Raw genomic sequence first — 20,578 nt, forward strand, 5'->3', positions numbered from 1 at the left:
GTTTAAAATACAGAGATAATTTGTAATTAATTTGAAGGAAAGCAGATGACAGAATATTTAGAGTTGCTTAAAGAAGTATTTATAGCCAACCATAGATATATGTATATGGTTAAGGGGCTTTTATTTTCTATAGGAACTACTTTATTTGCTACACTTATAGGTATAGTTCTTGGTATATTAATTGCCCTTATGCAATTATCTCATATTTATCCTTTAAAAAATATTAAGGGTTTTGAGACATTTAATCCTATATCAAAGTTAGCATTTGGATATGTAAATTTAATAAGGGGTACACCTGCGGTTGTTCAGCTTATGATTTGGGCGAATGTAGTATTTGTGGGAGCTTTAAGAAATACGCCTATACTTATTATCTCTGCTATAGCTTTTGGGATTAACTCTGCTGCTTATGTTGCTGAGATTATAAGGGCTGGTATCGAGGGGCTTGATAAGGGGCAGATGGAGGCTTCTAGGGCTTTAGGGCTTAATTATGTTCTTTCTATGAAAGAGATTATTATACCGCAGGCTGTTAAAAATATACTTCCTGCTTTGGTGAGCGAGTTTATTACTCTTATTAAAGAAACTTCTATTGTTGGTTTTATAGGGGGAGTTGATTTGCTTCGTTCTGCTAACATTATTACTAGTCAAACTTATAGGGGGGTTGAGCCTCTTATTGCTGTGGGTATAATATATTTGATATTAACTTCTATCTTTGCTATGTTTATGAGAAAGGTAGAGAAGGGGCTTAGAGAAAGTGATTAAAATAGAAAATTTACATAAAAAATTTAATCAATTAGAAGTATTAAAGGGCATAGATGTTAATGTTGAGAAGGGTGAGATTATTGCGATTATTGGTCCTTCTGGAAGCGGTAAATCTACTTTCTTAAGATGTATCAACAGACTTGAAGAGCCTACCTACGGAAAGATATTTATAGACGGTGAAAATATATTAGACAAAAAAACTGATATAAATAAAATAAGAGAAAAGGTTGGAATGGTATTTCAGCATTTTAATTTGTTTCCTCATAAAACAGTAATGGAAAATATTATCTTAGCACCTATGAAATTAAAGGGCTTAAGCAAAGAAGAGGCTGAAACTAAGGCACTTGAGCTATTGCAAAAAGTTGGGCTTGTTGAGAAAAAAGACACCTATCCTAATAAACTTTCAGGAGGGCAGAAACAGAGAATTGCCATTGCTAGGGCTTTAGCTATGGAGCCTGATGTTATGCTATTTGATGAGCCTACTTCTGCATTAGACCCTGAGATGATTAAAGAAGTTTTGGACGTTATGATAGATTTAGCTAAAGATGGTATGACTATGCTTATAGTTACTCATGAAATGGGGTTTGCTAAAAATGTTGCAAGCAGAATACTATTTATGAATGATGGTATTATACTTGAAGATGAGACACCTGAAGAGTTCTTTAATAATCCTAAACATAATAGAACTAAAGAGTTTTTATATAAAGTTTTAAATAAATAGTTTTTTGTAAATATAAAATTTAATTACTATAATTTATAAACTTTTCGAGAGCAGTATAATCATAAAATATTTTAGTTTATCTTTTTTGCAAAAAAAAATATATATGATATAATATAATCTAAAATTTATTTAAGAGGTTCCCTACAATGGATTTAAATGAATTGAGCATAATTGAAATTAGAGAGAAATTAAAAAATAAAGAAATAGATGCTGTTAGTTTAACAGAATCTATTATAAAGAAAATAGAAGAAGATGATAAAAGAGAAGATAAAATATATGCTTATTTAGAAATTTTTAAAGATGAAGCAATAGAGCAAGCTAAAAAAGCACAAGAGAGAATTAACAAAGGTGAAGATTTGCCTCTTCTTGGAGTTCCTTTAGCTATTAAAGATAATTTATGTTATAAAGACCATTTAATGACAGCTTCTTCAAAGATGCTTGAAGGCTATAAAGCTCCATACACTGCCCCTACAGTTCAAAGATTAATAGACAATGGTGCTATTATAATTGGAAGAACTAATATGGACGAGTTTGCAATGGGCGGCACTACAGAAACTTCTAATTATGGAATAACTAGAAACCCTGTTAATAGAAAACATGTTCCTGGAGGTTCTTCAGGCGGTTCTGCTGCGGCTGTTGCTGCTAATTTTGCTTTTGGTGCTTTGGGAAGTGATACTGGCGGTTCTATTAGACAGCCTGCTTCTTTCTGCGGTATAGTTGGTGTTAAGCCTACTTATGGAAGAGTTCCTAGATTAGGTTGTATTGCTATGGCGAGTAGTTTAGACCAAGTAGGACCTCTTGCTAAAGATGTTAAAGATGCTGCTTTAATGACTAAAATTATTGCTGGTTTTGACCCTAAAGAATCTACTACTTTAAACATACCTGTGCCTGATTATAATTCTTTATTAGACGGAAATGTTAAGGGTATGAGAATTGGGCTTGCTAAAGAATATTATGAAACTGATTTATTAAATAATGAAGTAAGAGAGAATGTAATGAAGGCTATAGATAATCTTAAATCTCAGGGTGCTGAGATAGTGGATATATCTTTGCCTAATGCTAAATATGGTTCTAGGGTTTATACTGCTGTTATGGCGGTTGAGGTTGCTTCTAATATGGGCAGGTATGACGGTATAAGATATGGATATCACCCTAAAGGCGATTTTAATTTAGATGAATATTATTATGCTTCAAGAAGTGCTGGACTTGCTTTTGAAACTAGGGCTAGAATATTATTTGGTACTTTAATGACTGGTAAAAAATTCTTCTACAGTCATTATCAGCATGCTCTAAAGGTGAGAAAATTAATGCAAATGGACTTTGACAATGCATTCAAAAATGTTGATATTATTATATCTCCTACTTCACCTATAACTGCTGGTCTTTTGGGTACAAGAGATCAAACAGACAGTGCTTTAGGTTTCTTGGCAGACAGTTATGCTTCAAACATTAACTTAGTAGGTCTTCCTGCTATGAGCGTGCCTTGCGGTTATGACAAAAACAATATGCCTATAGGTATACAGTTTATAGCTAAGCAGTTTGATGAAGCTTCTATGTTCAAAATGGCTTATGCTCATGAAGTAAATTATAAATAATAATTTTTTATATAGACTAAATTAATATTATTTTAATAGTATAGAATATATATTATTAAAATAATATTTAATTTTGATTAATATTTTTGAAATTGTAATTTAAATTATTTATTATTGTATATTAAGAAATTTTAAAACCATATAAAGTTTTTATTAAATTTTTAAGCCTATCAAAGTTTTTATATTTTATTACTCTCGGGGACTAGATATCCTGAGAAGCGTACCTGTAAAGTAGCTTCGTGTTTTTTATTGGTATAAAAGAACCAAAAGAACTGCAATTTTAATCTAAAATATATATTGTTTTTTATTTTATATATATTCCAAACATACAAAGCTAAAACACTTGCACTTTTTGCAACTTTTTGCTATGGGAAAAAGTTGAATAAAATAAAAGCTTATATAATAAAATATGGTTGTTTAACTATATACTAAAAATTTTTAAGTTTGTAATTTGTTCTATTTCTTCGGGGGCTAGTTCCAGTACCCTTACTTTTTTTGCGACTGAAAGGAGTGCCGGAGGCGTGACCAAAAAAAGCAAAAGGACTACATTTTTTAGATTAAAATAAGCTATTATTTTATATTAATATATATTCCAAACATATAAAGAAAAATCACTTGCACTTTTTTAGTTCTTTGACGAAGTCCGCAGAGTGTATGCCATGGGAAAAGTTGATAAAAAATTAAAATATTAAGTTTAAATATTTATTAACGCACGTTTAGTTGATATTAGTTTTTTGATTTATTGCAATTATTAATAAAATTTATATTTTAAGTTTTGTTTACCGTGCGGTGTTTTTTAATAAAATTATTATCAAACATTCCAGTTATCTGGGTCTTTATTCCACTCTAAAGCTTTCTTCAATTCCTCTTCACTTATATACTTCTCATCTTTTGCTATTTCCATTAATGAAGAGAAATTAGATAGAGAAGAGAATTTGATATTTGCATCTTCAAAGTTTTTCTTAGCCTTTTCAAACTCATAAGAAAATATTGAAATAATCTCAAGCCCAATAGCTCCTTCCGCCTTAGCTGCCTCAAATGCTTTTATAGAACTTCCGCCTGTTGAAATTAAATCCTCTATAAGTATTAATCTCTTGCCGTTACAATCAGCTCCTTCAATCTGTCTTCCTCTGCCATGCTCTTTTTTCTCTGCTCTAATATAACACATAGGCTTATCAAGTTCATATGCTATAAAAGATGCCCAAGGTATGCCGGCAGTTGCAGTACCAGCTACTATATCAAAGTCTTTTAATTTTAATATATTTACAAAAGATTCAACTATCACTTTTCTATATTCAGGAAAACCTATTACATATCTATTATCGCAATATATAGGGCTTTTTATTCCAGATACAAAAGTAAAAGGCTCTTTAACATTAATTTTTACAGCTTGAGATGAAAGCAAAGCCATAGCTATTTTTTGAGCCTTGCTTTTTTTATTGTTTTCCATACCATCAGCAATCTCTTCTACAACCATTCTGCAAGCTTTAACTCTGTCTTCGCTTCTTGTGATAGGACGTCCAACTACAAGATAATCGCATCCGTTTTCTATAGCCTCTTTTGGTGTCATAATTCTCTCTTGGTCATCAACGCTAGCCCACTTCGGACGAACCCCCGGACATACTGTTCTAAATCTCTCTCCGCATTCTTTTTTGATAATAGCAGCCTCTCTAGGTGAGCATACAACTCCGTCAAGCCCTGCCTCTTTTCCAAGTTTTGCCCAATTAACAGCTAAATCTTTTAATGCTATATTTGAAGTGAACATGTTTTTTACGTCATTTTCTGAAAGACTAGTTAAAACTGTTACACCTATTATTAAGTTCTCTTTGTTTAGTTTTTTTATCTCTTCAACAGTTTTTTCCATCATCTTCTTTCCGCCGCTTGTATGCACATTAAACATAAATACATTCTGTTTAGCAGCAAAAAGCGAAGCCATAGCTGTTGTATTTGGTATGTCATGAAATTTCAAATCTAAAAATACTTTTTTATTTTTATTAGCCAAATATTCTATTATCTCGCCTTTAGTATATAAAAATAATTCAAGTCCCACTTTATAAAACACAGCCTCATCGCCAAGTTCATCTATTAACGCTACCGCCTCAGACATAGAATTAAAATCTAATGCTATTATAAGTCTGTCTTTTGGATTGTTATCTGCTATCATCATAAATGTGCTACTCCTATTAAATCTTTTATATTATTAATATTATTCTCTTCAAGATAATTGTTTATTTGTTTTATTATTTCTATAGGGAGTGTTGGGTTAGAAAATATTGCAGAGCCTATGGAAATAACTGAAGCACCTGCCATTACAAATTCTAAAGCATCTTCATATTTTTGAATCCCTCCCATTCCTATTATAGGTATATTAACGGCCTTGTAAACTTGATAAACCATTCTTAAAGCAATAGGCATTATAGCTGCCCCCGAAAGCCCTCCAAAAATATTGCCTAATAATGGTTTTTTTGTTTTTATATCTATCTTCATAGCTAAAAAAGTATTAACCAAAGAAACACTATCCGCACCCGCATACTCTACAGATTTAGCAATGCTCGCAATATCAGTAACATTCGGAGATAATTTTACTATTAAAGGCTTTTTTGTTAATACTTTTTTTACTTCTTTTGTAGTTTTCTCAGCACTTTCACAGCTTGCCCCAAAAGCCATACCGCCATTTTTTACATTAGGGCAAGATATATTAAGTTCAAAAAAATCAACTCTCTCTATCTCATTAGCAATCTCTGCCACTTTAACATACTCTTCTAATGTGCTTCCATTTATATTTAAAATAATAGGTGTTGAGTATTTTATATTTTTTATAATCTCATCTCTAAAATATTCTATACCCGGATTTTCTAAACCTATACAATTAATCATTCCGCTTGGTGTTTCTGCAATGCGAACACCACTGTTGCCATCTTTTTTATTTAATGTTATGCCTTTTAAGTTTACAGCACCAAGTTCATTAACATCAAAATAATCATTATACTCTTCACCAAAGCCAAAACAGCCAGATGAAGTTATCACTGGGTTTTTTAATTCTTTACCTAAAAAATTAATATTAAGTCTGTCATTATTCATTTTTAATCCATAAATATTTAGCATCAAATACAGGTCCGTCAGAGCAAGCCTTTTTTAATACTACCGTTTTATTGTCATAACTAACTTCAACATTGCATCCCAAACAAGCATTAACTCCGCAAGCCATTCTCCTCTCAAGAGAAGCATAGCATAATATGTTGTTTGCTAATGCTATTTTTATTATTCCATTCATCATAATGGTAGGGCCGCAAGTGTATATTATATCAAACTTCTCTTTTTTTATTATTTCGTTTGTTTTCTCTACAGCATTACATTTATCACCAACAGAGCCGTCATCTGTAACTATGTGTAAGTTAATATTATTAGTATTAAATCTTTCCATTATGTTGAGGGCGTACTTATTTGCTCCCCCCATTACAAGAGTGATGTTATTATTATTATTTGTTAATTTTTCTATTAATAGCTTTATAGGTGCAATACCCATTCCGCCTGCAGCTATAAGCACTTTTTTATTATTAATATTAGTGTCAAAACCGTTACCTAAAGGGCCTTGTATATTAACTCTTTCTTTTAGAGTAGATAAATATTTTGTGCCTTCGCCTTTTACCTGATAATAAAACTCTATTTCCTCATTAGAAACATAATGAACACTAATGGGTCTTCTTAAATATGTGCTGCTTTTGAGCATAAAAAATTGTCCTGCCTTAATATGCTTAAAAGCCTCTTTAGATTTTATTTTGAGAATATACTTATCCTCTGATATTTTTTTGTTTTCTACAATCTCACAATCTTCTAAAAACATAATTTCGCACAACCGCTAACAAAATTAAATTATAGTAATTAAATTGGAATAATCATTTATATACCCCATCATATCAAGCATAGCAGATATCTCGCCTCTATGATGAGTATTATGATTTAATTCATGCATTATTATATGATAGATTGGCTTTTTTAACATATCATCAGCGAAATCTATTTTTATTATTACATTATAATCATCTATACTATTTATTATATCTATTATTATATCATCTAATTTTTTTCTTGTATCAAATAAGGTATCTAAATTAGCATCTATTGGTTTATTGAATAAAAAATTATCATTAAGATATGTTAATATATCTTCATTTGCTATTATTTTTTTGCTTGAATACTTTCTTAAAATAGAAAAGAAATATATATCTGTTTTTATAATATGAGTAAAACTATTTATTAATGATTTAAAATAGCTTCTTGTTTCTTTGTATAAATCTGATTCATTAATTTTTTGTATATCTCTAAAAATATTTATAAGCATTCTATTTGCTTTTCTATTATATTCTGCCATAAGAGTAAGAACTCTTTGTGATGTGATTGTTTTATAAGTTATGATATTTTCTTTTTTATCTGATGTTTTTTTATTAGCTTTTTTGTACTCTTTTTTTATTTCTGAAAAGTCTTTTTTTAATTCTAATAAATTATCATATATTAATTTTTTCTCTTCTCTTAATTTTTTTAATTTTTTATTTTTTAATTCTTTTAGATTTTTATTTAAATTGTTTATAATACTTGATTTTAATATCTCTATCTCTTCTGACTTTTTATTTAACCTATTTAATTCTGAGTTTATTTTTTTTTCTAATAAATTAATTTTATGGTTTATCATAAACGATTCCTTTTTGCTATAGTAAAAACAGCAATTAACTAATAGTAATAGAGAAATTTATTTTTGTCAAATAATTATTAATTATTTTTTATTATTCTTAAAAATAATAATTTATAATCTCTTTTTTAATTATCAATAGATGTGTAAACACCATTATTTAATAACTGTATGATAATTTACACTCTACAACATTATCTATACCTTCTATGCCTTCAATAGGTATATAGTATAATAATTCAAAATCAAAATTATTATAGCTAATTAAAGCTTTGATTGTGAAGTCCATTAAATAATTTGGAGAATGTGAGAAATATGAAATAATACTAAAAATACTGTCAACAAATGAAGTATATAATCCTATAGAATAAAATGAATGGCTTTGTTCATAAAAATATTCTATATATGGAATAAATACCCAATTTTGTGATATGTAATTATAATTTATTCCAATTAGAGATTTTATGCCGTCAGTATTTTTATATATTTGGTCATTATATAAAAGGTCATAATTTATATTTCCATAGAGTTTTAAATTAAAATCAAATATATATGAGGCTTCTAGTCCGAGTGCAACATTATTTTTTAAGTTTAAATCATATTTATATTTAACAATGCCCATTAAACCCAACTCGGTTGTAGAATATTTTGCATAATACCAAGCAGTATAAAATTGAGGCTCTTCCAAAAGGTCTATAGATTTTGTATCGGTTATAAATCCTATGGAATGAGTTATATTATCTTGATAAATATTAAGCTCTGTATTATATAGAGAATTATAATCATCATAAAATACACTATCTTCAACAAATATATATTGTCTGTTAAAACCTTCACCAAAATGGAATTTTCTTTTTCCAATATAAAATGCCATTACATCATTTAAATATGAGAACTCTATTTCATCAAATGTAAATGTTATAAATCCATCATTTTTTTCTTTTAAGCTAGAAGTAGACATATCAAATTCAAGATCATATTTTGTATACACTCTAATAGCTGGCTTAAATATAAAATAAAAGTTAGGATTTAATAATTCAAAACCTATATAAAAATAACTATCATTACTAAGTACATCATTTTTTATAAACTCACTAGGCTCTAAATCTATATAACTAAGTCTATTTTCAATACCAAATTTAGGACTTATAATTGCAAATGATGTATTAAAAAATATACCTAGTAATAATAAAGTTAATATAATAAATTTTTTCATAAATAATTATTAATTAAATAAACCAAATAATGCCTTCATATTCTCGCTTCTAAAATACGAGCTAGTAACATCAGAGGATTCCATTCTCTCCACATTACAAACAGTACTTAAATTAGTGTTAATTATAAGATTATAAAATTCCATCTTACTAAAACCGCCGCTGCTGCTTATTTTATAAATGCCTTTTTTTATAGCCTTTCCTGTATTATCAAAAAAATCTATTATATAATCTTTGCCTTCTTTTTTTAGAAGAGCCTTAGCATATGGAACATTTTTGCTGTTTTTTATTAAACTAACACTATTATCAGCATTAACACTCTCAATCTTATAATCATTAATAAAATTAACAGACATTATATCGCTCATATTAGCAGCACCTGTTATAACATAATTGCCTGATATTTTTAAAGCCGAAACTTGATTTCTTCCCATAACAAAAGAGCCTTGAGTGTTTGCAAGAAAAAGACTCTTACTATTTTTTAAATATACTAGTTTATAATTTCTTCCTGTGATAAGCTCAAAATCACTAACAACACTCGTACCTTTTTTACTGTCTGTATCTACAAAGTTGCCTATCAATCTGGCGTTTTTTCCATCTATATGATATAAACTAACAAACTCATTAAAAATATTTTTTGAGTATAAAACATTAGCAAATATAAATATTATTAATAAAAACTTATACATATTTGATTACCTCTATTATAGGCATTCTTATTACTTTTATTATAGGATATATTCCAGAAAGTATAGAAACACCTAATACCCATATAAATATTAAAATAATGTCTTTTAATCTAAATAATAAATTTAAATCATATCCGTCAGTAGAGCCCGGAAACTGGAGTCTTATATTAAAAATATCTATTATACCAGATATACCATAAGAAACAAATATAGATATAATTGAGCTAATTACAGCTACTATTATAATTTCTAAAAATAAAAGAAGAGTTACATTTTTTATATTTATTCCTAATGCTCTCATTGTACCAAACTCATTTAAACGCTCTAAAAAGTTTGTAGTTAATATTTGCATAACTGATACAAATACTAATACACTTAAAATACCTAAAGCCATAAGATAATTATCATTATACATCTTAATAACAGCAATGAAATATGTATTTAAATCTTTCCAATCTTTAGCTTCGTAATTTAAATTATTAGAATTAAAATAATCGTTTAAAGAGTTTTTTACTTCTGTAGCCTTGCTATAATCATTTAAATAAATAAGCAAATTATGAGCATTTCCTTCTTCTAAACCAAAAGTAGTGTAAGCAGCATTTAGAGGACAATAAAGAATCATAGGGTCTAAATAACTATTATTTAATGTTATAGAACCAACAGCCATTAAAGATCCTAATGTGATGCCATCTCCAAAATCTGTCATAAAATTTAAATATGGGGTATCATCATAATTAAGATTAAAATATTTACCCAAATCGTACCCCAAAACAACAGTATCCACATCATCATTAAATATAGGTGTACCCTCTTTTAACATAACAGTAGACATTACTTTTGAAGAATCCTCATAAGCATAGCCTACAAATATTTTACTTTTATTTTCATTACCTACTATTCCGTTTAAATCTAATTTTTTCTGATAATCATCAATGCCTTCAATAGTTTCTAATTTTTTATAAAGTATGTCAAAATCAGAATTATTTAACATATTGATTTTTTCGCTTGTAGTATCCCAATAAGATTTATCAGCAATGACAACAGAACCTCCGCTTGTATTTATTATTGATATAATTCCTTCTTCAGAGTAATTGTTGTATCCGCTTATAATCATAAGTGAAACAAAAGAAACTATTATAAGTATCATATTTAAAATAGTTCTTATTTTATTATACCATAAATTATCCCAAGCCAATTTTATAATATTCATAAACTTCTCTCCAATATACCATCTTTCATAGTATAAATAGTATCAACATATTTTTTTATAGATTCATCATGCGAAATAAAAAATCCTATTCCATTTCTGTTTTTTATTTCTTTTGTTATATATTCATAAATAAATTTACTAGTGTCTGTGTCAAGATTTGCACTTATCTCATCGCCGAATATATAAGGTGCATCAGTAACTAACGCTCTTGCTATTGCCACTCTTTGCTTTTGTCCGCCTGAAAGCTGTTCGGGCTTTTTGTTTTTTAAATCATCAATTTTTAGATTTTCTAATATTTTCATGACTTTATTTTTAGTGTCTTTATTATCTACATTTAAAAATCTTAATGGTAAAGCCGCATTATCAAATACTGTTTGAGTTTTAAGTAATTCTAAAGATTGAAGTATTAAGCCAATATTAATAAGTCTGAACTTACTTCTTTTATAATCATTTAAATTAGAAATCTCTTCAGAGTCCCAATATACAGAACCTGTTGTTGGAGTATCTATACTTGAGAGAATATGAAGCAATGTACTTTTTCCAGCACCGCTAACTCCATTAATCCAAACTATCTCTCCTTTCTCAATTTCTAAGTTAATATCTTTGTTTGCCAATATATTATAATATTTTGTTTTATATAATTTTGATATATTGCGGCAACTAATTGCCTTCATTTTATGCTCCTTATATATTTTTATTTAGTATAATAAAAGAATTCTCTGCCATTTCTATAACCGTTTTCAAGTAAAAATGTATATAAACCATCTGGATAAATCTGCTTAGCAAGTTCAAGTTCTGCAAATGCATCTTTTACTTTGTTTGATTTAATATAAGCTACTGATTTATAAATATGCATTCTATACATCATATATTCAGGAAGTGAGTCATAATCTTCAAAAAAATCAATTACAGCAGAAAAATTATAATTATTATAATAACCCATTGTGTATATTTGCCATATTGCTATTAACTGTTTTGCTCTGGCATCATTTGGATTTTTAAGCAGAGCAAGACGGGCATAATTATTCATATCTATTACTATAGTGTATGGAAGTTCGTTGTTTACTGAAGCTAAATTAATTAGTGAGGCAGAAAAATCAGAAAAAGCTGAATAAATATCAGAATCAGCATTTTTAAATAATTTATCTTTTTTTGTATTATTATGAACATCTAAAAGCATTTTATAACTTTCACTAGCATTTCCAGATAAAACAGAAATACTAGACCAAAGTGAGTATGCTTCTATAGATAAATATAATTTCTCTTCAGTTGTTAAATTACTGTTTTTTATTTCATTAACTAACGCTTCAATTTCAGCATCTTTTAAAATTCTTGCTGCAGAATAAAATTCGCTGTTTTTATTGTTTATATTATTTAATATAGATTCTGCCTGAGGAGATAATGTTATTTTTGCTTCCAACAAACTAAATGAAAGTAATATTATAATAAAAATTTTACTCATCTATTTTCCTTAAATTAAATAATTTAATTAATTTTAATAATGTTCAAATAAACTAACACCTTTTGCATTTTCCTCTTTTACAAAATTTACAAAAGCCGCATCAGGAAATATATTATAAGCCATATCAAAATATTTTTTGTAATTAGCTTCATCTTTTTCTACAAAGTATATTTGAGACATCCATAAATAAGTAGTATGCTTTTCCCAATCTTCTTTAGCATTTGCTTCTGCTTTTTTGAATATAGGCATTGATTTATCATATCCGCCTCCATAGAATTTCGGCATAAATGATACATATATAGCTTTACCTAATAATGAAGGGAAATGATTTGGATTTATTGCTAAAGCCTTATCATATAAATCAATAATTTTATTTGAATACTCCATAAGCTCATTTAATGTAGCATAGTTTACAAATGCTGTCATTAAATCTGCTAATGATGCTAAATAGTCAGGATCTTTTTCTGAAAGAAGCGGGTCGTTGTTTGCAACATTGTCTTTTAAATATTTGTATATTTTTCTTTTAGACTCTTTACTAGCACGTACTTCCATTACAACTGTTACATTAGTTATGATTTGCTTTTGAAGTTTGTCTAATTTCTTCTCTCTTAATCCTTGCACCTGTGCTTCTACAGACTCATCTCCAGAGTTCATATAAAATGAATTATAAAGCTCATCTATTTCTTTAATGTAGGCAAATGATTTTACACTGAATATTAACAAAAATAATAAAATTAAGTTTTTTTTCATAATTTAATCCTTATATTGATAATTAAAAACTAATAGCACTAATTACTACATTTATTATTAAACTTTTATTATTATCAGTAGCTAAAGTTATTTGTAGAGGTGCAGTAGAGAATAAATTAAATCCTATGCCGCCTCCTACCATGTATAACATCTCACCATCATTAATACTTTGATATTCATATTTTCCATATCCAATATTTCCAAAACCCACTAAATATAAATCATTCCAACCAGATGGCAAGAATCTCATATATAATTTATATTCTAAATGTAGAAATGTTAAAAAGCTATAAGGCTCTACATATTTTTCAGCATTGTTTAATGGAAGCATCTGCAATATGCATAAATATTTCTCTCCAATAGAATAATTCTTTTTAGAGTCATTAAAATAAGCACTATAACTAATATACGGCATAATGCCCAATTCTCCCCAATAGTGGAAAAATGAATAAGGCATAGATGCATATATTCCATAAGAATATTCTTTTCCATTTGGTATAATATTAAAATCTATTCCTGTATTAAATTTTAATTTATTAATAGAATTATCATAAATTAAAGCAGATACATCTACACTCTGCTGAAGCTTGAAAATATTATTTATTTCTTTAGTGTTGCTGTTTAAATCAAGTATTTTACCAACGTTAAGGTTATATGTGAGAGAAACATTTTCAAACATATATCCTGTTGAAAAATTACCATAAGATTCTAAGGTATCAAAAGTATATTTATCAGTATATGGAATTAATCCTTGTTTATATTTTAGATTTATAAAAAACCTATCGTATCTATATTCCATGCCAGCATATGCAAAAAGTCCAAAAGAGTATGAGCCATATTCATAGCTTATACCTATACGTGGAATATAGAGATATGAAGCATTTTTTCTATATAGATATCCAATATCAATAAAGAATGGAAAGCCTGTAACATGGTAAGTCATATAAAAACTTGATCTTTTGAATGTGTCTTGTGCTTTTAAATTTAAAGAACTAATAGATATAAATAAACAGAAAATTATTAGGAATAATTTAGAAGTTTTTATATTAAGCCTTAATGAAATTTGACTAAAAAAAAATTGATGCAACACCAAAAGAAAAATGGTTAATTGTAAAGTGTAATTTTCCAAGACTACTGTAGACTGTAGACTGTAGACTGTAGACTGTAGACTGTAGACTGTAGACTGTCTACAATGATTTGTATCAAAATATCAGTTTTCATAGGCACTAATATAACATAATTTAATAATTATGTCAATAAAAAATATGAAAAATTTGTCATGGAGCCATAGATATTGCACGTTTTTTAGTTAAAATAAAGTAGGTATTCCTTATAATATAAATAACCCAATTTAAAGGAATACCTATGAAAGAATATACTTCAAATCAAAGAAAAAAGATAGTTCTAAAAATTAATAAAGTTAAGAATAAAGAAATATTAGCTTCTAAATATGATATTAGTATTAGAACATATTACTATTGGAAAAAACAATTAGAAACTTGTTCTATTATAAAACCTAAATCTACTACACTTAAAACTAATAAAAATAAATTGAAAAATAAGAAAATTATTAAAAGAATAATCGAGATAAGAAAATTATATGGTTATGGTAAATTTAAAATAAAAAAACAATTAGAGTTAGAAGACATTAAAGTAGGAACAACAGCAATAGAAACTGTTCTAAAAGAACATAATTTGTATAGAAGTAAAAAGAAAAAAATTAAGAGAAAACATAAAGGAAAGCATGCGATTTATATCAAGGAGGCAGGGGAAAAAGTACAAATAGATGTTACGCTCTGCGGACTTCGTAATATGCTTTTTTTGGTGAAATACGTTATTATCAATTTACTGCTGTAGATTTAGCAACGAGAATGAGCTTTAGATATTTATACAATAAAAAAATATATATAATATTTTCTTTCTTTGTATTCATTGTATTAAATAGATAATGGTATTAAATTTATTTATCATAGGCATTTGTTTAAAATATAAGATACATTATATTTATTTTGTAATAAAAATTGCATTAAAAAGTTTACAGTCCTGCGGCTTCCATTGGAATTTACGTAGACACATACAGCTATATAATTTTATAAAGACATAACCGAGACAAAAAATAATTTTATAATTTTTACCCTAAAGAATTATTCTTAGAGAAAGCTAATCAAAAATTAAGAAAATATAATAACTTTTTTAATTAAAGATATGATTCCTATAACAAAAAATTAGTATCTCTAAATTATAATTAAACTTAAATCTTTTAAATATTTTTATTATCTCTTTTATAGTTTCACCTGAGGCATAAACATCATCTATTAAAAGAATATTTTTATTTTCAAGTTTTTTATAGTTTATTATTTCAAAAGCATCTTTAATATTTTCACTTCTCTCTTTTAGAGTTTCTAAAAATTTCTGTTCTTTTATATCTTTTTTTATTTTTAATAATTCACATTTTTCTATATTAAACTCTTTAGATATATAATCAGCAAAAAAATCCATTACACCGTTATTTTTATTTGAAGGAACATAAATTATAATATCAAATTTTTTATTATTTTTTTTTACATAATCATAATAATAATTTTTTATATTTTCTGTTATCTTTATAGGAAAATTAATATTATTTTTTTTAAAAGCTCTTAATTCATCACCAAGCTCTCTATCTAAATCACCTAATGCCGTTATCGGTATATTATCTATATCGAATTTTTTGTAAGCTAAAAAAATATTATTCATTATATTTATTTTTTAATATAAGATACATTATGCTTGCAAAAATCCAATTTACTATTACACCTTTATATCCTAAAATGACACTATTTAACCAAGCATTAATATTTACATCAAAAATAAAAGTTAAAATTACAGATGATAATCTTCCTAATATTAATGCAAATAATGAAACTAATATAAAAGATATATTTCTATTTTTCATTAAAGTTATAACAACAGCAAATACTATTCCCTCAAGCATCAAAAAATATAATGTTGGAGGCATAGGCATGTTTGTGAGAAAATAATTCAAAAGAGGAGATATAAAGCTAAGCATTATTAAAAATATAGGATTTAATACATATGCTCCCAGAGATAAAGCAAAAAATATAGGCAAAAATTCTGTGCCTTTAAACCCAAAATAATGTGTTACGATAGGAGAAGCTAAACTTATAATACTTAGCAAAAACAATATAAAAATATTAACATTAATTTTTTTTAAAGATAAAGTTCTCATAAAAATATCCTAATTAAATTATTTTTTATAATTATATCATACTTAATATATGCATATTTGTCAAAATTTACGCACGCAAAATAAAATTTAAAATATATACGCATTAATAATGATAATTTAAATTTTATATAAAGTCTGCTTACCGTGCGTTGAATAATATTAAAAAATTTATTAAAAGCTTGGGCGGGTATTAATATTTTTAAATAGACAATAAAAATAATTTAAACTAAAATTTTAAAACATTTTGTAAAGAATAAAGGGCGGGGTGTGTAAATGGATTTTTCATTAAAAACAAATCAATTACATATAAATACCGTTTAAGCTAAACTATTTATAAATACATATTTCTTTTTTAATTAAAAGCATATTTGTATCATATATTTTTTGACAATTTATTATATATTAAATATAATATCAATTATGGTAAATAATGAAATAGAAATAAAAGCTCATGTTAGAGATTTTGAAAACACTTTAAGTTTTCTATATAAGAATGCAAAGTTTAAAAAGAAGTATTTTAAAAAAGACATTTATTATGCTAAAACTGATGATATTTTAAATAATGATATAAAGTTAAAAAATTGCATTAGGCTTAGAGTAGAACATGGCGGTTATACATTTTGCTCTAAAGATAGGAAAATAATAGAAGGTGTAGAAGTTAATGATGAAATAGAAATAAAAGTGAGTAAAAAAAAGTCAAGATTTATAATTAATTTTTTATCATCACTTCAAGGCTATAGAGAGTATGTGAGAAAAGAAAAGAAGGGCTATGCTTTTACATATAAGAACTCTTTAGTGGAAGTGTCAAAAATAAAAGGTTTAGGAGATTTTATAGAGATAGAGTTTTTAAATAGTGAAGAGAGTGTAGAAAATCAGGTTTCTCAGTTAAAAACTTTCTTAAAAGAAATAGGAATAGATGAAAAAGACATAGAAACAAAAGCTTATATTGACATGCTAAAAAAAGCTAAATAATTAGATTTTATTTACGATAACGAAACATAATTTTTAAGTTTATAAGTTAGGCTTTGTTTTGTGTTTAAAAAGATTTAATATATGCTTGACTTTTTTTAGTGTATATGTTAGTATACTTAAGTCTTAAAACATAAGGGCGATTAGCTCAGCTGGGAGAGCGGGTGCCTTACAAGCACTAGGTCGGCGGTTCGAACCCGTCATCGCCCAAAGTCTTCTAAAATGTTTACATTATTTTTTAGTATATGGCAGGTTTTGAACATCTTTTAATTATAGTAGCTATTCTTTTTCTATTAATATTACTTACTTTTCTTATTAAAAAAATTACTAAACATATTTCTATATTATTTGCTGTTATTATTATAATGGTGCTTTCTGTAGCTTCACTTGTAGGAATATATTTTAATTATACGACTAATATATCTGCTAATATGGAAGCTTTTTCTATGGAAAAGCAAATGGCAGAAGAGAAAAAAAGGCTTATTAGCAGTGTAAGCATGAAAGATGGAGTATTAGAGATTTTATCTTTACATTTGGCTTATTCAAATAGAATATCTAAACCTATAATAAGGAATGGCGAAATAGGTTTTTATTTAGATGAAATTTGGTTTAATTGGGCAGACGGTAAACTTTTAACAGATGCAGATATATCTAATGCTGATAATTATATAAGTTTTGGTTTTTATCCATATCCTGTTAATGGACTTCCTGTTATACAAAAGGCTACCCCTGAAAGGACTTTAGAGCTTCAGGAATACTATAAAAGAAGAATTAACAATAAAAAAATCATTAATAATACTTTTTTAAATACTCTTTATGATGGTTCTTCTCTTAAGACTATGATGACGCATATAAAAACTGTTAGTATATTAGGCTATAGAACTAGCATACATGATTATATAGTAGAGCCTCTTTCTAATGCTAGTGTAGAAATAAAATCTATGGCTCAAACTAATGTTCAAGTAAAAAATTATTTAGCATCATTAAAAACAGTCAGCGGCTATGTATGGAAAATAATATCAAAAAGTGCCAGCAGAAGCTATCATAGTTATGGAGTTGCAATTGACACACTTCCTAAAAGAAATAATGGTAAACAAATATATTGGGCTTGGACTAGGGTTAATAATAAAGAGTGGTATGCTGTTCCTTTTAATGATAGATGGAATCCACCTAGAGAGGTTATCAAAATTCTTGAGAAGTATGGGTTTATTTGGGGCGGTAAATGGCATAATTATGACACTGTGCATTTTGAATACAGACCAGAACTTATAATATACAACAGAATAAAAGAAGATGAAGAAGAGCTTTACAGACTCATAAAAGAATACGGTTTATATTAATTAATAGCATTAAAAAGTATATTTCTTAAATTGTTTTATTATGATATTTCAATTTTTTATTGTTCTTTTTCCCGCAGCAAAAAGAACCAAAAAGTGCAAGTGTTTTGCTTTATATTTATGAATATGCATTAAATGTGTGAATACTATAAATTTGTCTTAAAACTGCAGTCTTTTTGCTTCTTTGGGCCACCAAAAGAAGTGTGGGTGTGTACCCTACGGGCACGCTTCGCAGGGGGCAAAGCCACCACAAATAAAAAATTGAAAAATATTTTTTGACAAACTCAGTAATTTTTAGTATTATATAAAATAACTTCAATATAAAAAATAAATAAATATGACAAAATTAGATAATAATAACGAAAATAACACTCTAAATAGATGGCGTCTTATACTCGGAGATTTCGCCGATAATAATATTGAATTGCAAGAAGGTTTATCGGACATTAATGAATCTTTAAATTTTTTGTATGACAGAGAATATTCAAAAGAAGACGGTTATTATAATGATGATAATAGCACAACAACAAAGGGAGGTAAAAATGAAAGCAATCTAACTGTGCCAATGTGGGTTTCTAAAATAAAAAGACTCTTTCCAAAAGAAACGGTTCAGATAATGCAGACACATGCTCTAAACAAATATAATCTAACTGAGATGATTACAGATGAGAATATTTTAAAGGAAATGGAGCCTAATATGGAGCTTCTTAAAAATATTCTAACATTTAGAGATATGATGGATTCTAATGTAAAAAAACTTGCTTATAGTATAGTGAGAGATATTGTAGAAAAACTAAAAAGAAAAATGGAGCAGGATATTAAAAAAGTCTTTTATGGAAAGAAGCTTCCTAATTCTTATACAATGCATAGAAAAATATTTAGAAATCTTGATATAAAAAAAACAATTAGGCATAATTTAAAAAACTATAATACTCAAAATAATACAATATTCGTAGATAAACTTTATTTTAATAACAATATAAGAAACTACAATCCTTGGCATATTATAATACTTATAGATGAAAGTGCTTCTATGCTTGACAGCGTTATATATTCTTCCATAATGGCGTCAATATTTGCTAATTTGCCTTATTTATCTGTGAAGCTTATTATATTTGACACTTCAATAGTTGATCTTAGTGATTATGTTAAAGACCCAGTAGACACTCTTTTAAAGGTTCAATTAGGAGGGGGAACTGATATTGTTAATGCTTTGGAGTATGCTAAAAAAATTACAACTATTCCAGATAAGACTATATATTTGCTTATAAGCGATTTGGAAGACAGCAATGATTATAAATGTATGCATAACAGTGTAAAAGGCATTATTGAGGCAAGGAGTAAGATTTTTATATTAACAGCATTAGATTATGAATGTAATGAATCATATGATAAAAATGCTGCTCAAAAACTCTCTAAACTTGGTGCTAAGGTAGCTGCCATTACTCCAAATAAATTAGCAGAATATATAAACGATATTATATCATAATTAATTTATTATAATTAATTGGAAGGAGAATAAAAAATGAAAATATCTCATATTGCAATTTGGGCTAAAGATATTGAAAAGATGAAAGAGTTTTATATAAAATATTTTAATTGCAAATGCGGCGATAAATATGTTAATACAAAAAAAGGTTTTGAATCTTATTTTCTTGAGTTTGAAGATAATAGATGCAGATTAGAGATTATGAAAAGAAATGATATTAATGATTTGGATAAAAATAAAGAATATTATGTATTTGCTCATATTGCCATATCGGTTGGAAGCAAAGATAAAGTTGATAGTTTAACTAATTTGTTTGAAAAAGACGGTATTAAAATATTATCATATCCTAGAGTAACAGGCGATGGATATTATGAGAGTGTTGTATTTGATATAGAAAATAATAGAGTAGAGATAACTATTTAAAATTAATCTTATAAATAAAAAAGAGAATCTATATTATTAAATAT

General features: G+C 27.1%; 20 protein-coding genes, 1 tRNA gene and 1 pseudogene. 9 read left to right on the forward strand and 13 right to left on the reverse strand.

Going from position 1 to position 20,578, the window contains the following annotated elements; all coding sequences use genetic code 11:
* The first annotated feature begins 45 nt into the window (after positions 1-45).
* From EPJ72_RS09630 to gatA, 3 genes are all read left to right on the forward strand, one after another.
* On the forward strand, positions 46-759 hold the full coding sequence (locus tag EPJ72_RS09630) for an amino acid ABC transporter permease (RefSeq protein WP_147731951.1): 714 nt from the start codon (positions 46-48) through the stop codon (positions 757-759).
* Positions 752-1,480: an amino acid ABC transporter ATP-binding protein gene (locus EPJ72_RS09635; RefSeq protein ID WP_147731952.1), complete on the forward strand. Its 729-nt coding sequence runs from the start codon at positions 752-754 to the stop codon at positions 1,478-1,480. Before EPJ72_RS09630 ends, EPJ72_RS09635 begins: the two co-directional genes overlap by 8 nt.
* Positions 1,481-1,626: 146 nt before the next feature.
* Entirely contained in the window at positions 1,627-3,075 is a 1,449-nt protein-coding gene (gatA, locus tag EPJ72_RS09640; RefSeq protein ID WP_147731953.1) for an Asp-tRNA(Asn)/Glu-tRNA(Gln) amidotransferase subunit GatA, read from the forward strand.
* An 811-nt stretch (positions 3,076-3,886) separates the two neighbouring features.
* Here gatA and pyrF read toward each other — a convergent pair.
* From pyrF to EPJ72_RS09700, 11 genes are all read right to left on the reverse strand, one after another.
* Positions 3,887-5,242, reverse strand: coding sequence for an orotidine-5'-phosphate decarboxylase (gene pyrF, locus EPJ72_RS09650; RefSeq protein WP_147731954.1), 1,356 nt, complete (start codon positions 5,240-5,242; stop codon positions 3,887-3,889).
* Positions 5,239-6,156: a dihydroorotate dehydrogenase gene (locus EPJ72_RS09655; RefSeq protein WP_199749284.1), complete on the reverse strand. Its 918-nt coding sequence runs from the start codon at positions 6,154-6,156 to the stop codon at positions 5,239-5,241. The genes pyrF and EPJ72_RS09655 overlap by 4 nt, the downstream gene beginning before the upstream one ends.
* Positions 6,149-6,919: a dihydroorotate dehydrogenase electron transfer subunit gene (locus EPJ72_RS09660; RefSeq protein ID WP_147731956.1), complete on the reverse strand. Its 771-nt coding sequence runs from the start codon at positions 6,917-6,919 to the stop codon at positions 6,149-6,151. The genes EPJ72_RS09655 and EPJ72_RS09660 overlap by 8 nt, the downstream gene beginning before the upstream one ends.
* A gap of 24 nt (positions 6,920-6,943) precedes the next feature.
* A complete protein-coding gene (locus EPJ72_RS09665; protein ID WP_147731957.1) occupies positions 6,944-7,765 on the reverse strand; it encodes a DinB family protein in 822 nt (273 codons plus the stop codon).
* Positions 7,766-7,922: 157 nt separating this feature from the next.
* On the reverse strand, positions 7,923-8,978 hold the full coding sequence (locus tag EPJ72_RS09670) for a hypothetical protein (protein WP_147731958.1): 1,056 nt from the start codon (positions 8,976-8,978) through the stop codon (positions 7,923-7,925).
* 9 nt (positions 8,979-8,987) lie between these two features.
* The gene (locus EPJ72_RS09675; RefSeq protein ID WP_147731959.1) at positions 8,988-9,665 is read right to left on the reverse strand and encodes a hypothetical protein; all 678 of its coding nucleotides are present in this window, start codon (positions 9,663-9,665) and stop codon (positions 8,988-8,990) included.
* Positions 9,658-10,875: an ABC transporter permease gene (locus EPJ72_RS09680; RefSeq protein ID WP_147731960.1), complete on the reverse strand. Its 1,218-nt coding sequence runs from the start codon at positions 10,873-10,875 to the stop codon at positions 9,658-9,660. The genes EPJ72_RS09675 and EPJ72_RS09680 overlap by 8 nt, the downstream gene beginning before the upstream one ends.
* Positions 10,872-11,549 carry an ABC transporter ATP-binding protein gene (locus EPJ72_RS09685; RefSeq protein ID WP_147731961.1) on the reverse strand — a complete coding sequence of 226 codons (678 nt, stop codon included), beginning with the start codon at positions 11,547-11,549 and terminating at the stop codon, positions 10,872-10,874. Before EPJ72_RS09685 ends, EPJ72_RS09680 begins: the two co-directional genes overlap by 4 nt.
* Before the next feature lie 20 nt (positions 11,550-11,569).
* On the reverse strand, positions 11,570-12,337 hold the full coding sequence (locus tag EPJ72_RS09690) for a hypothetical protein (protein WP_147731962.1): 768 nt from the start codon (positions 12,335-12,337) through the stop codon (positions 11,570-11,572).
* A gap of 33 nt (positions 12,338-12,370) precedes the next feature.
* Positions 12,371-13,087 (reverse strand): hypothetical protein, encoded by a 717-nt coding sequence (locus tag EPJ72_RS09695; protein ID WP_147731963.1) that lies wholly within the window; start codon positions 13,085-13,087, stop codon positions 12,371-12,373.
* Positions 13,088-13,109: 22 nt separating this feature from the next.
* Complete coding sequence (locus tag EPJ72_RS09700; protein WP_242004983.1) at positions 13,110-14,030, reverse strand: hypothetical protein; 921 nt, start codon at positions 14,028-14,030, stop codon at positions 13,110-13,112.
* A 422-nt stretch (positions 14,031-14,452) separates the two neighbouring features.
* Here EPJ72_RS09700 and EPJ72_RS13785 point away from each other — a divergent pair.
* A pseudogene (locus tag EPJ72_RS13785) lies at positions 14,453-15,288 on the forward strand (transposase).
* Here the strand turns inward: EPJ72_RS13785 and EPJ72_RS09710 are convergent.
* Together EPJ72_RS09710 and EPJ72_RS09715 are read right to left on the reverse strand one after the other, a co-directional pair.
* The gene (locus tag EPJ72_RS09710; RefSeq protein ID WP_147731964.1) at positions 15,281-15,823 is read right to left on the reverse strand and encodes a ComF family protein; all 543 of its coding nucleotides are present in this window, start codon (positions 15,821-15,823) and stop codon (positions 15,281-15,283) included. The pseudogene EPJ72_RS13785 and the gene EPJ72_RS09710 sit on opposite strands and share 8 nt — an antisense overlap.
* Entirely contained in the window at positions 15,816-16,316 is a 501-nt protein-coding gene (locus EPJ72_RS09715; RefSeq protein WP_147731965.1) for a hypothetical protein, read from the reverse strand. The genes EPJ72_RS09710 and EPJ72_RS09715 overlap by 8 nt, the downstream gene beginning before the upstream one ends.
* A 420-nt stretch (positions 16,317-16,736) precedes the next feature.
* Between EPJ72_RS09715 and EPJ72_RS09720 the strand changes: the two genes are divergently transcribed.
* From EPJ72_RS09720 to EPJ72_RS09740, 5 genes are all read left to right on the forward strand, one after another.
* Positions 16,737-17,288 (forward strand): CYTH domain-containing protein, encoded by a 552-nt coding sequence (locus EPJ72_RS09720; protein ID WP_147731966.1) that lies wholly within the window; start codon positions 16,737-16,739, stop codon positions 17,286-17,288.
* Positions 17,289-17,422: 134 nt separating this feature from the next.
* A tRNA-Val gene (locus EPJ72_RS09725) sits at positions 17,423-17,495 on the forward strand.
* 35 nt (positions 17,496-17,530) lie between these two features.
* Positions 17,531-18,625 carry a M15 family metallopeptidase gene (locus tag EPJ72_RS09730; RefSeq protein ID WP_147731967.1) on the forward strand — a complete coding sequence of 365 codons (1,095 nt, stop codon included), beginning with the start codon at positions 17,531-17,533 and terminating at the stop codon, positions 18,623-18,625.
* A 334-nt stretch (positions 18,626-18,959) separates the two neighbouring features.
* Positions 18,960-20,111 (forward strand): VWA domain-containing protein, encoded by a 1,152-nt coding sequence (locus tag EPJ72_RS09735; protein WP_147731968.1) that lies wholly within the window; start codon positions 18,960-18,962, stop codon positions 20,109-20,111.
* Between the two features lie 36 nt (positions 20,112-20,147).
* The gene (locus tag EPJ72_RS09740) at positions 20,148-20,534 is read left to right on the forward strand and encodes a VOC family protein (RefSeq protein ID WP_147731969.1); all 387 of its coding nucleotides are present in this window, start codon (positions 20,148-20,150) and stop codon (positions 20,532-20,534) included.
* Positions 20,535-20,578 lie beyond the last annotated feature (44 nt).

It is taken from the genome of Brachyspira pilosicoli, from assembly GCF_008016535.1.
Taxonomy (GTDB): Bacteria; Spirochaetota; Brachyspiria; order Brachyspirales; family Brachyspiraceae; genus Brachyspira; species Brachyspira pilosicoli_A.

Coding starts and splice junctions, on each gene's coding strand:
- EPJ72_RS09720 (WP_147731966.1), top strand. CDS start 16,737: ATGGTAAATAATGAAATAGAAATAAAAGCTCATGTTAGAGATTTTGAA.
- EPJ72_RS09690 (WP_147731962.1), bottom strand. CDS start 12,337: ATGAGTAAAATTTTTATTATAATATTACTTTCATTTAGTTTGTTGGAA.
- EPJ72_RS09740 (WP_147731969.1), top strand. CDS start 20,148: ATGAAAATATCTCATATTGCAATTTGGGCTAAAGATATTGAAAAGATG.
- EPJ72_RS09660 (WP_147731956.1), bottom strand. CDS start 6,919: ATGTTTTTAGAAGATTGTGAGATTGTAGAAAACAAAAAAATATCAGAG.
- EPJ72_RS09665 (WP_147731957.1), bottom strand. CDS start 7,765: ATGATAAACCATAAAATTAATTTATTAGAAAAAAAAATAAACTCAGAA.
- pyrF (WP_147731954.1), bottom strand. CDS start 5,242: ATGATGATAGCAGATAACAATCCAAAAGACAGACTTATAATAGCATTA.
- EPJ72_RS09735 (WP_147731968.1), top strand. CDS start 18,960: ATGACAAAATTAGATAATAATAACGAAAATAACACTCTAAATAGATGG.
- EPJ72_RS09670 (WP_147731958.1), bottom strand. CDS start 8,978: ATGAAAAAATTTATTATATTAACTTTATTATTACTAGGTATATTTTTT.
- EPJ72_RS09685 (WP_147731961.1), bottom strand. CDS start 11,549: ATGAAGGCAATTAGTTGCCGCAATATATCAAAATTATATAAAACAAAA.
- EPJ72_RS09710 (WP_147731964.1), bottom strand. CDS start 15,823: ATGAATAATATTTTTTTAGCTTACAAAAAATTCGATATAGATAATATA.
- EPJ72_RS09715 (WP_147731965.1), bottom strand. CDS start 16,316: ATGAGAACTTTATCTTTAAAAAAAATTAATGTTAATATTTTTATATTG.
- EPJ72_RS09700 (WP_242004983.1), bottom strand. CDS start 14,030: ATGACTTACCATGTTACAGGCTTTCCATTCTTTATTGATATTGGATAT.
- EPJ72_RS09730 (WP_147731967.1), top strand. CDS start 17,531: ATGGCAGGTTTTGAACATCTTTTAATTATAGTAGCTATTCTTTTTCTA.
- EPJ72_RS09655 (WP_199749284.1), bottom strand. CDS start 6,156: ATGAATAATGACAGACTTAATATTAATTTTTTAGGTAAAGAATTAAAA.
- EPJ72_RS09695 (WP_147731963.1), bottom strand. CDS start 13,087: ATGAAAAAAAACTTAATTTTATTATTTTTGTTAATATTCAGTGTAAAA.
- EPJ72_RS09680 (WP_147731960.1), bottom strand. CDS start 10,875: ATGAATATTATAAAATTGGCTTGGGATAATTTATGGTATAATAAAATA.
- EPJ72_RS09675 (WP_147731959.1), bottom strand. CDS start 9,665: ATGTATAAGTTTTTATTAATAATATTTATATTTGCTAATGTTTTATAC.
- gatA (WP_147731953.1), top strand. CDS start 1,627: ATGGATTTAAATGAATTGAGCATAATTGAAATTAGAGAGAAATTAAAA.
- EPJ72_RS09630 (WP_147731951.1), top strand. CDS start 46: ATGACAGAATATTTAGAGTTGCTTAAAGAAGTATTTATAGCCAACCAT.